We start from the raw sequence: 12,211 nt of genomic DNA, 5'->3' as shown, positions 1-12,211 counted from the left end.
TATTTTTTCTTAACCTTTCATACAAATTAACTTACAAAAAAGAATAATATCTCCTACTTTCTTTTCCAAACCTAATACTATTATCCAAATGCCAATTTTAAAGGAAGGAAGGGAAATACCTTCCAACATTAAGAAATATTAAAACCATTTGGGGCTTTTCACACCAGTTAATATCCTGGGTTTTGATCACTTGGTAAAAGGGATTCATTCAGGTCAAATTCGATGGCAGGAATTGGCCAGAGTAAATGTTTTTCCGCAACTTCTCTGCCGATGGCATTAACCATTACCTCATTGGCTTTGCCAGCTCTTACCAAATCAAACCAACGTTTCCCCTCAAACTGGAATTCATACCCTCTTTCTCTGATAACCAGGTTAATAAAAGATTCCAGATTGTAATCTGAAAGGTTAAAATCCACAACCGAAGGCGATTGGGCAGGCTGACCATAGGCTCTTCGGTGCACCATGTTGAGTTTTTCCATTCCATCCAGGGTGGGACTACCGTTGGCACGGGCTGATGCTTCAGCATAAATGAGAAGTAAATCCGCATATCTGTAAACGGGCAAATCGAAGGTGGAGATAATTGCGCTGGGATCATTGTACTTTTTAGGAGAAATCAGCGTCACCCCTGAACTCGGAAACGCTGCTTGTCCGGCTAGAAACGGATTGGTCCTGGATGTCTCAACATACCACCCGAAGCTTTTTCTTAGGTCACTATCACTCCATTCAGAATAAAACCGGGAGGATGTGTGCCAGGTATGAATACCATATCCCTGTGCACCCCACCATGGCGTATTGATCTGTTGGGTAAACAAGATCAATCCGCTTGTACTGTTCTGGTTGAATTTCAGATAGAAAATTTCTTCCTGCGAACTGGCCTCTCTTCCAAATAGATTATTGAAGTCATCCGCCTCAGTTACTTCTTCGAGTAGGAATTTTCCGGACTCAATGACCTCATTGGCTTTTAATGCAGCCTCTACGTGTAAGCCCATATAAAAATAAACGTCTGCCAAGACCGTTTTAACGCTCCATTTGGAAGGTTTTCCCAAAAGTGCGGGGGCATCGGGCAAATGATTTTCCGCAAATTCAAGATCTTGCCTGATACGCTCATATACCTGTTCCTTTGTGCTTTTTGCCACCCCGATGGTTTGATCCATAGTCTCCTCAGTATAAAGCGGCACTCCACCCCAAGCTTTTACCAATTGAAAATAAACGAAGGCTCGCATAAATCTCGCCTCAGCCAAATAGACGTTCTTTTGCGAATCACTTAATACAGTGCCTAGGGGAGTGTACTTTATTACCAAATTAGCGTACAATATGCTTCTGAACATATTGTCCCATATGGCTACTATATTGTTGCTTGCTACATTATCCAAACCCTGCATTGTTTTATGGGCATCGAAATTAGCTGCTCCGTTTAAACCAGCACCCCATTCTGCCTGGCAATCCAAGGCACCAATCCACCATCCGCTCATCTGCCCCCGTATGGGTGCATAGATTGCTGCCAATCCCGCTTCAACTTCGGCCGGTGAATTGTAAAAACTTTCCACCATTAGTGCTTTTGGCTCTTCCATTAAGGTATCCTCGCAGGAAACAACTAGAATTAATGCTATAATCCCTATATATAATTTAATTGATATTTTTTTCATCTTTTTATTATCCATGAGTTAAAAACCAATCCTTGCTCCAAAAGTATAAGATTTCATTGCAGGGTATCCAGCATAGTCTATCCCCTGATCCAATGAATTGGACCCTCCTCTGGTGTTCACATCGGGATCCAACCAAGAATAACTTGTAAAGGTTAACAAGTTTTGACCACTGAAATAAATCTGGGCATTTTTCATTCCTGTCCACTTATGCACCGGTATATTATAGCCCAGTTCAATATTACGAAGCCTCACAAAGGATCCATCTTCCACATACCTGTCCGAAAACAAAAACCTGTTGTTGGTAGATGGAATGGGGTATTTGGCATCGGGATTTTCCGGAGTCCAGTGGTTGTTCAGTACCTCTTTCAACTTGTTGGTTCCGTTGGTTTGATCCATGCTATAGGCAACGGCACTCATATTGATGATGCTATTGCCTTGGGTACCAGTAAGAAAAACGGAAAAGGTGAAATCCTTAAACGACATCTTGGAATTCAGACCAAAAATATAATTGGGATTGGGATCGCCAATCTGAACCTTATCCCTAGCATCAATGACTCCATCACCATTTTGGTCCACGTATTGCAAAAACCCATTTTCTGTATATTCGTCTGCTTCAACATAGCCAAACATAATTCCTAAAGGCTCACCCTCTCTATAGGTGTTGGCAAAATCAGTAAACATGATCATCTGCAACTGACCTGCCAGAATATCCTGTCCGCCATAAAGGTCCAAAACCTTCGATCGGTTGAACGAAATATTGGCATCGACCTCCCAATTGAAATTATTTTTTTCAAAAATACTGGCGTTGACCTGAAACTCAATTCCTCTGTTGCTTACCCGGCCAATGTTACGAAGTGAGTTGGTATATCCTGTCGAACGGGCTAGTTGAACAGCATTGAGCAGATCACTGGTTTCTTTGATATAATAGTCCGTAGTCAATTGCAGTCTACTCTGTAAGAAACTCATTTCCAGACCAATATTCAACTGTTCTGTAGTTTCCCATTTCAAGTCGGAGGCTAGTCTCACAGAGGGTGCCATGGTGGTAAATAATGCACTTCCAAACACGGTAGTTCCAGGGAAAAGTTGATTCATGGTGGCATAAGGACTAATTGCTTGGCTTCCCGCCTTACCCCAACTGGTCCTTAACCTCAAGTCATTTATTACATCCCTATTAACATTGAAAAAACCTTCTTCTGACACTCTCCATGAAAATGCAGCAGATGGGAAATATCCCCATTTATTGCCTGGAGAATACACAGAGGAGCCATCGGCACGGTAACTGATGGTAAATAAGTACCTGTTATCAAAAGAATAATTTACCCTGCCCAAACCTGAAAGAAGATTAGATTGAGAGTATCCTGATCCGGGTATGGACGGGATGGCTGCAGTGGCCAGGTTATGAGTTTCCGTTACATCACTTAAGAAATTTCTCCCCCCACCGGTTAAAGAGGTGGTCAAGAAATTCTGGTAAGTAAATCCCGTCACGGCGGAAACACTGTGTCTCTCTCCAAAGGTTTTATTATAGCTTAAAATATTTTCATTCAACAAACTGGTAAATTCACTTACATTAACCGTTGCCACGCCATCGGGAACATTTTGAAAGTTCTTTGTCTGATAAAAATCTGTACGGGAATTGATGCTCTCAATCCCCCCCGAAATTTTCAGTTCCAGGCCATCAATTATTTTGTAGTAGGCCGCAAGATTTCCAAGTACATTGTTTTCTCCTAATATATTACTTGTTTCGTTTATGAAATTCAATGGATTCCATAATGCCTCGGAAACTCTAGGATCTCTCAGAACAGGTTCCAGATAGGAACCGTCCTCTTCATAAACCCCTAAATAATTGGGAATTCCATATGCCCTTCCAATTAATGATGTTCCAAATCTACCCTGTTCGGAAAGTTGACGGGCACTCTTATTTTTTGACAGTGTCATCGTTGTTTCGAATGAAAACTTTTTGTTAATATCATGGCGTATATTCGCATTAAAGGAATACCGCTTAAAATCACTGTTATTTATAATTCCCTGTTGGTCAAATAAACCGCCTGTAACGGAGAATTTGGTCTTTTCTGTCCCTCCAGTGACATTAATTGAATGGTTTTGCATGGGTGCGGTCTGAAAAACGACATCTTGCCAAATGGTTCCCTCTCCCATAGCTGCAAATTCATCCAATTGTTGCTGGGAAAATCGGTCACCCCTGTTCATATTGTTATCCAAACGATTATAATAGATGCCAAATTCCAAAGGATTCATCATCTCCATTTTTTTAATCACCTGTTGAAACCCATAGTTAGTTTCAATATTCACACTTGTCTCTCCTTCCCTACCCCTCTTGGTGGTAATCAAAACCACGCCGTTAGAGGCTCTTGAGCCATAAATGGCAACAGCCGAGGCATCCTTAAGAATCTCAATGCTCTCAATACTGGAATTATTGATGGACAAGGGGTTACTTACCGGAAAACCATCCACCACATACAATGGCTCGTTATTTCCAACAATTGAATTTGTCCCCCTAATTCTGACACTGATAGGGGCTCCCGGTCTTCCATTGTTTTGTTTCACTTGAATACCAGAAGCCCTTCCCGCTATGGCCTGCATTACATTTGCCGAAGCAAACTCATTGATTTTATCCTTCGATACTGAGGCCACCGCTCCGGTTATATCTGATTTTCTTACTGTGCCATACCCGACCACAACAAATTCATCCAAGGAAGCCATTTCCTCAATAAGGGTAACGTCTATAACATTCTGTGTTCCAACCTGAACCCTTTGAGTATTAAACCCTATAAAAGAGAAAATCATAGTGGAACCGTCAGGAACTGAAATGACATATTTCCCATTAATATCCGTAACTGTACCTATGATAGAGCCTTCCACAGAGACAGTAACTCCAGGTATGGCCTCACCTTTTTGATCCACCACCGTACCACTAATTGAAATATCCAACACATCTTCCGAGTTGTTTTCAATAATATCGGGATTTGGTTGTATGGACACTTTTAAATCAGTCTCAGCCAGAAAATGAAAATCAATCGAAAGGGATTCAGAAACCAGTGCTTCGGTTTCACCTGCCATCGAGAAAAAGGGGATAATCAAAAGGATGAACAAATACATCCAGGATCTTTCTTTCTCGAATGGAATAGGGTGTACTTTTTTTTCATAATTGGAAAGGTTAGAAGTGGAAAATAGTTTTTACAGAAAGAAGGAAAGAACGATAACCCCCGTTGAATTGCTGTAAACAATCGTTATTTTTGGGTAGACCGATAGTGAAAATCGATTTTACCCACTTATTTTTTTACGAAATTTACCTACATAAAAATTTCATTTCTTCTATTATCTTTTACTTTTCCAATACTATATTTTAATATTTATATAGACTGATTTCTTGCCCAATTCAATTTTTATCGAATTGGGTTGTAATTAACCTGAGTTCCATTAAAGAATTGAAGTAATATTAAACCTAAGGGAGGTTAATACGATTGAATTGGATGTTTGAAAAAATATACATCCCCCTAAATTCTCCGGAAAGAGCAGTTTCATCGAAAAAATATATAAGATTTCTCTCCCTATTCGAATTTATTTAAGAAGACGTTTCCTGCCATCGAGTCATCTCTAAACTGTTAGGGAAACATAATGTAGCAGGAAGGTTCTTGATGTAAACAATATTAAGACATTACTTCATTTCAAGAATTAGTCAAAATAGCTTTTTTTAAGAGATTATGCGTAATCATCTGAACTCGTTTATCCGGGCCGTGGGGACGGCTAAAATGGGACCAGGGCAGGGTATGGCCCGGTGGGCTACTTAGACCCTGTGCCCAAAATATTGTGGAAGCATTGAAAATAAAATTCCCTTTCGGTCCCGGGTAAATTACGGATTGCCAATGTGAAGGATTTGTTCCCCCCTGCCAGGCTGTACCTTCCGCTACGACCTCAAGCCCCTCAATTTCTGCGGCATCTCCATGGTATTCCCACCCTATCAGACCAGGTACTCCGTCTCCTTTTTTCATTCCTGTACCTTCAAACATCCAATGATCTGGCTTTACTACGATCCAATCCCCACCACCGTTGATCGGCTGAATATTCCTGACCCCCATTAACAGACCTTCGTCCGGTCCCCTTTCCGGATAGGGACCGAAGGATTTTTCCCTATTTACCGCATAATCATTATCCCCCCCAAACGGTCCGGCCCTAAAAATCCTGCCCTGGGGATTACCGCTTTTGCTTTTTGAAAATGGTGATAACCAACAAACTGAATTTCCTGAGAAAAACAAAAGGTTCACTCCTCTTTCCTTTAATACCTCCACACTTCTAAACTGTCTGATATCCCAATATTCGTCATGGCCAACACTCAGAAATACCTTCGTCTTAAGTCCCCGTTCAGGGGTCAGCATGTCACTGTTGGAACAATAGGTGACATCGTAGCCATGTTGCTCCAGAAAGTAGGAAAAGGGTCGCTCAAAGGAGATAAACTCTCCTGATCCGAAGGATAGGGGATCGTTTACGATGCCGGTAAACTGGGACTGCCTCCCGTAGGGCCTGTCAAAACTTACCGCTGCCCAGGGGCCCTGAACGCCCTTGGGGTGGGTATAAATGGAATAATTATTGGGCCAACGGTTGTATGCCTGCCAGGTATTGTCAGAACACTGAAAAAGGACATCTGCCGGGCGCTTATCAGTTACAATAAAAATGATATAGCTTTCCCAATAGGGTTCCTCGTCATTTTCGGGAAGCGTACGAAGTTTACCCAGATATACACCGCTAAGCCAATCTTTGGGAATTACCAAACTGGCAGACACTTCCCATTCACATTCATGTATATTCATTTCTCCCGGGGAAGGGGTCGGTTGGACTTGTCCGGAGAGAGGCCCTATACTATGCATCCATCTTCCTCCAGTTCCTGAATAGTAACCTGTTCTGTAAAAATCAATCTTATAGGATTGAGCCGGTGAGGTTGAAATCATTATATCCAACCTTTCCCCATGTTGGAAGCTCTGTCTGGAACAATACCCTTCAATGAAGGACGTCCGGTACAAATCCTCATCATAGCGTACACGGGTAAGCTGCCAGTCCGTGGTCCCTTCCTTTTGATTCTCGGTACTTATCAGGTTGTTCCTTTTAGGAATGAGCTGTCCAAATAGGGGGGCAGATCCCAGAGAAAGTGCCAATCCTGCACCTGTGCCTAGTTTAATTGCTTCCCTTCTGGAAAAATGATTTTGTTTTTTCATAATAATGCCTGTTTAACTATCCGATTTAAACGGCCAAAATCTATTATTTTATTATTGAGTACATCCTTCAATTACTTATTGTTGGGAAATGGGGCTCAGGTCAACTTTTCTCACCAACATTTCCGCGCCTTCGGACTGGATCTGGATTTTTCCGCTTCTTGGTTGCACTTCCAATGCCCTGTTTACCAACACGCCGTTAAGATAAATGGTAATCTCTCCATCCAATACATGACATTCCAGTGTATTCCATTCACCCACCGGCTTCTCCACGTCATTGGCTCCCCTAAAATCAATAACATCCTTCCATTCCGGATCCCTGCCAAACCAGTTGATCCGTCCCCTGTTTATAGTTACGGGATCACCGTCCGGTTGGTAAACATAAGCCCCTGCTACCATTTCCGGTGCGGCCGGACTGGTGATTGCAAACCGGTCGGTTCCGTCTCCTACCACAATAAAATCCCCTGTACCCCCTTCTATGATCTGACATTCGATGGAATTCATCCAAGTCCCGGAAAAATTTCCGTCCTTTCCCTGTGAATGCAACAAAACCCCACTGTCCCGGGATTTTTCCAGGCGGGGTTCATGCGTTCCCCCTCCCCATTTAAACTCAACTACCAATTTATAGTCTTCAAATTCTTCATCGGTGGTAATACAACCCCATTCTTCCCCCGAAATATGAATGATGCCGTCCTTAATCGTGAAAACATTTTTAGGGTCATGGTTTTTTCCGCTTTCCGTAAGAAAAGTATACCAGCCGTCAAGATTTCTGCCATTGAACAGCTTTACGGTTTTTCCCAGTTTAAGCTTGTCGGCATTCAGCGGTTCCGGATATCTGGAGGTTTTGGGGGCTGATTTCAGTTGGTTCAACAAATCCATTACGGTATCGGTGATCTTATTGGACGCATCGACCTCCAGATAGCTGGACCTGGCCCTCCAGGTTTCATATCCCCCCCATGCGTGGTGTTGGGGGGTGGGAAGGTAACCGTTATAACCATTGGCAAGGGAAATATTGAACGTTGTTCCAAAAGGACTTTTCTTTTTGATTTCCAATCCTATTTCCACGAAAACCTCACAGGGAATCGCCGTGATGGCCAAATCGCCCAACTGAACTGCCTGAAGAATTATATTTTTTTGGTCCGGAAAATCCTTGATCAATACCGTTTCCCTGGCATAAACTTCCTCCCTGGAAACCATGTTTGGACCTTTTGCCTCCGACATGATTTTTTCTGCCCGAAGCAGTTCTTCCGGATTGGGCTTCCTTACACCCAGGGAAATTTCCGTTTGTTTTACCGCCAGGGGGACCCATTCCCGGTATTGAATGCTTTGGTAGACCTTAAAAGCTTCGGCTGCCAGCGTATTGGCCACGATCTCCATTTTGGAATAAGGAGGCATGGGGGCCGAAGGCTTGCCTCCAAAATTGATATTGTTGATATCCCCGCTGGTGCCGTTGGACAACATGGCCACAAAGGAGGGGGACTGCTGATCTGCGGCTACCATTTGTGTAATCCGCTTGGCGAACATGCCGAAATAATCCGCGGATATCTCTCCTCCGCCGGTCCCGCCAACATAATGCAGGGAATAATTGGCCATTAAGGCTATGGGGTTGCCATCAAGGGACTGGACGGATACAATAGGCACTTCCGGATCTGTGGGCCCGGCAGGTTCCAGCAAATCAGGATTGCCTATTCCCGGATTCATCCGGACCTGGTCTTCACCTCCAAATGGGTTGGTGGAAACTGTTCCGGGTTTCATTTTCCACCTGCGGTTGAATACCTGTCCCGGCTCATGACCAATACCCCATCCGATTTTGGCGGGTTCCAGGTTGTTGTTGGCCCGGATGATGGCATCAGCGGCACGTTCTGCCAAAAAAGTAAGGTAATCGGGATCGGGGTCACTCTGAAACACCGAACAGGCGGTACCGCCCGAATGGGTATGGGTAGCGGATATCAGCATGTTTTCTACTGGTATGGAGGTGAATTCACGGGCCCTTATTTTGGCCTCATCCATGGTCTCCCTGTAGGCCATGCACAAATCCAGTGTGACAAAGGCCACTTTGGATTCCCCGTCATCCAGTACAAGCGCTCTTGCGTGGGTGTCATCACGGATATGCCTTACCTGTCCATCCTGAAAATTCCCGTTTATCGAAGAACCTATTTTGGGGCTAATAACACTCAATGCGGCACCCGCACGGAAAACCTTAATGGAGGATTCCATATCCGTACCTGCCTGTTGGCTAAAGGCTTCCAAATTGGCAATTGAAATCCAAAATAGGAAAGCAATTATACCCCTTAACCGGAGAGCAGGCAGGGAAAGTATGAAAAATTCAAGCTGATCGTTTTTCTTGAGGGAATTGGGACGTCTCATTGGTGTATATTAAATTTTAACAAAATCCGATTTTTCAATTTATCTTTTTATCATACTTATCGGAAAAATAGATTTCCCTTAGGGAATAAGGTATTTAAATTTTGGTTCAATCCATGGAAGACATTAGGTTTAACAATTGGGCAACAATTTTCTCTGATGCCGATTCTTCTACCCTGCTGGTAGAAAGCCAGGTTTCATACCCGCCCAACTGGTGTTGCCGGGGAGTGGGAAGGTAACCGAAACTTCCGTTGGCAAAGGAAATGGTAAATGTTTTATCCATGGGGCTTTTATCTTTGATCTCCAGTCCGGTCTCGGCAAAGGTCTCAAAAGGAATCGCGCCAATCCCAAGATCCCCTATTTTGAAAGCCTGGATAATGACACTTATTTGATCCGGCCACGTTTCCATTTGTATGACCCTTTCAGCATAGGTTTTCTCCAGCCCGTGCCTACCTGACGCGGATTCGGGTCTTGCCATGACTTCGTTTACAAATTTTGAAAGTTCAGGTGCGGGCTTCCGGACCTGAAGCGAAATTTTTTCTTGTTTGGCCTTCAATTCTACCCAGTTCTGATAATCAATGTCATGATAATCCCTTAAAACCTCTCTGACTACATCCCCGGCCACCAGTTTCATTTTTCCATAAGGAGGATGGCTCACCGATGGCCCCCTGAAATTGATGTTGTTGACATCCCCGGATGTACCGTTGGACATCATGGCCACAAATGGGGGATGCTGTCCATCTGCCTGCAATATTTCCTGAATCCGGTCAGCAAACACCCCAAAATAATCTGCCGAAATATGGCCCTTGGGTACACCACCTACATAATGCAGGGAGTAATTAGCAAGAAGGGCCAAGGGCCTGCCGTCAACTGCCTGAACCGACAGATAAGATACTTCTGGATCCGTTGGACCCGCTGGCTCCAAAAGATTGGGATTGGCAACGCCGGGGTTCATTACGGCAAGATCATCCCCTCCCAGTGGGTTGGGGATGGGCGTTCCCGGTTTCATTTTCCATCTCCTGTTAAAAACATGCTGCGGAACGCTGCCGGATCCCCAACCTATGCGGGCAGGTTCCAAATTCTTTAAGGCTATCCGCACTCCATCGGCGATGCGAGATGCTATAAACGACTGGTAGGCATCCAAGGGCTCGCCCTCCGTCCATCCCCTTCTTTTTGCTCCCGTTCCTCCGGCACTAATGGCCGAATGGGTATGGGTGGAAGCAATCATTATATGGGTAGTGGGGATTCCCGTTGATTCACGGATCATTTCCTTGGCAGCGTCCAATACTTCTTGCTTTACCCCTACATTGTCCACCAGCACAAACCCGAGCCTAGTTTCCCCATCATCAAGCACCAAACAGCGGGCAAAAAGCTCGTCGTGGATATAATCGGCAGGAGGAGAATCCCAGTTTCCCACAATCGGCTCTCCAAGGGGGGGAGTAATGTTGCTTGTGGACGCACCAGCCTGAAAGAAGCGGTTTTTCCCATTTTGGCCAAATAGAGTTGAATGTCCCAGCATCAAAACCAATAGGACCATTACCCAACTCTGCCACTTTACGCAAGGTAGAATACCCTTCCTTGTCATCATGGCCATTCGAAGCAATGAATTTTTCATTTGGATTTATTATTAGAAGAAAACAATCGTTTAATTTGAAGTTCGGGAGTAATTCCCTGATTGAGAGCGATACGCATCCAAGTATAATAAATTATCCCGGTGGTTACCATACCATTTATCAAAGATATCAAAAACTCCTGGCTAAAATACCCTACTAAAAACCCGACTATCCAGGCCAAAAAAGCTGCGGGATTGATGACCATATCCGGCTGACCATTTTTATCTTCATAAAGCTGCCTCTTCTCCGGAAAAAGCCAATAATCTATGATAACGGTTATGGCGATGGGTCCGATCAACCAGGCTAAAAACTGAAGGAAAAAGTTAAAAATCTGATCTGGGCCGTACCATGCAAAAAAAAGGGCTATTCCCCAGGAAATCAACAGAACCAACTTTCTGTTTTTCTCTTCGGTTTTATACTTGGGCATTGGCGGCGTGGCCATCATATTTGCACCGAAATAAATTGCTGCCATGGCTGTGGACCAAGATCCCAGAAATATGGCAAAGAAGGAAATTTCCAACAGTCCAAACTGGTCCATAATCAGGAAGATATTCCATTCCCCGGTGGCTAGTGCCCCAAGAGTGGCACCGATATATTGAAAAACCATCATCACGCCAAAAGTCAAAAACAATCCAATAGCTGCCTGTTTCCCATTTTTGTAAAATCTGGTAAAATCCGAAATGACCGTATTGGCATGCAACCAGCCCCCGGCAGCAGAGGTGAATACCACGAAGGCGGAAGCAGAAGCTATGGGAGATTTCTCAATGATAGCCTTCAAACCACCGCCAGTATCCAGTGCTCCCCAAACGGTGATTATTAAGATAAAAACTATGGCAGGTACGGCCAAATAATCCACGTAAGCAATCCATTTCATGGTCTTGTAGGCAGGTATCAAAAATAAAATGGCCATTAAAAGGGTTATTCCCCAAAAAAACACGGAAGATTCAATGGTAACTCCTATGATTCCTACAAAGGAATCCCTGGTAAGGTTTAATATCACCGCAAACCAAATCACGGTGGTAATCGCAATGATAAAATTCGGAAGCAAAACACCTTTATTACCATAGGAATACCTGAAAATCATTGCACTGGTGAATCCGGTCCTTGCTCCGATTATTCCGATTAACATGGCTATGACTGTATTAAATACACCTGCCATCGCTATAACAATGATTGCCTCTCTGAAGGAAAGCTGTGATCCTACCAGGCCCCCTACCAGCAAACTGGTCACCGTAAGTACCAGACCCCAAAGGATAAAGGTATTGCTCCAAAAGCCTAAGCGCTTAGATTGGGGTAATCTTGACCGGACCTCATCGCCTTTTTTGGCTTGATTTTCAATAAGTGTTTCTTCCATGGTGATTTAATT

Annotated in this window: 6 protein-coding genes; all 6 read right to left on the bottom strand. The window is 43.8% G+C overall.

The genetic code is table 11. The features are described 5' to 3' along the window. Nucleotides 1-167: 167 nt before the first annotated feature. Entirely contained in the window at nt 168-1,646 is a 1,479-nt protein-coding gene (locus tag FQ608_RS12325; protein WP_158858542.1) for a RagB/SusD family nutrient uptake outer membrane protein, read from the bottom strand. 18 nt (nt 1,647-1,664) lie between these two features. Next, nucleotides 1,665-4,760 carry a SusC/RagA family TonB-linked outer membrane protein gene (locus FQ608_RS12320; RefSeq protein ID WP_158858541.1) on the bottom strand — a complete coding sequence of 1,032 codons (3,096 nt, stop codon included), beginning with the start codon at nt 4,758-4,760 and terminating at the stop codon, nt 1,665-1,667. Nucleotides 4,761-5,329: 569 nt separating this feature from the next. Next, on the bottom strand, nt 5,330-6,871 hold the full coding sequence (locus tag FQ608_RS12315; protein WP_158858540.1) for a N,N-dimethylformamidase beta subunit family domain-containing protein: 1,542 nt from the start codon (nt 6,869-6,871) through the stop codon (nt 5,330-5,332). A 75-nt stretch (nt 6,872-6,946) separates the two neighbouring features. Beyond that, nucleotides 6,947-9,235, bottom strand: coding sequence for a neutral/alkaline non-lysosomal ceramidase N-terminal domain-containing protein (locus FQ608_RS12310; RefSeq protein ID WP_158858539.1), 2,289 nt, complete (start codon nt 9,233-9,235; stop codon nt 6,947-6,949). Nucleotides 9,236-9,341: 106 nt separating this feature from the next. Further along, complete coding sequence (locus tag FQ608_RS12305) at nt 9,342-10,847, bottom strand: neutral/alkaline non-lysosomal ceramidase N-terminal domain-containing protein (protein WP_234364183.1); 1,506 nt, start codon at nt 10,845-10,847, stop codon at nt 9,342-9,344. Next, entirely contained in the window at nt 10,844-12,199 is a 1,356-nt protein-coding gene (locus FQ608_RS12300) for a purine-cytosine permease family protein (RefSeq protein WP_158858538.1), read from the bottom strand. Before FQ608_RS12300 ends, FQ608_RS12305 begins: the two co-directional genes overlap by 4 nt. Nucleotides 12,200-12,211: the final 12 nt, after the last annotated feature.

The organism is Lunatibacter salilacus (assembly GCF_009797935.1).
Classification (GTDB): domain Bacteria; phylum Bacteroidota; class Bacteroidia; order Cytophagales; family Cyclobacteriaceae; genus Lunatibacter; species Lunatibacter salilacus.
The sequence above is the reverse complement of the archived record's forward strand: the minus strand, read 5'-3'. Positions and strand labels throughout refer to the sequence as shown.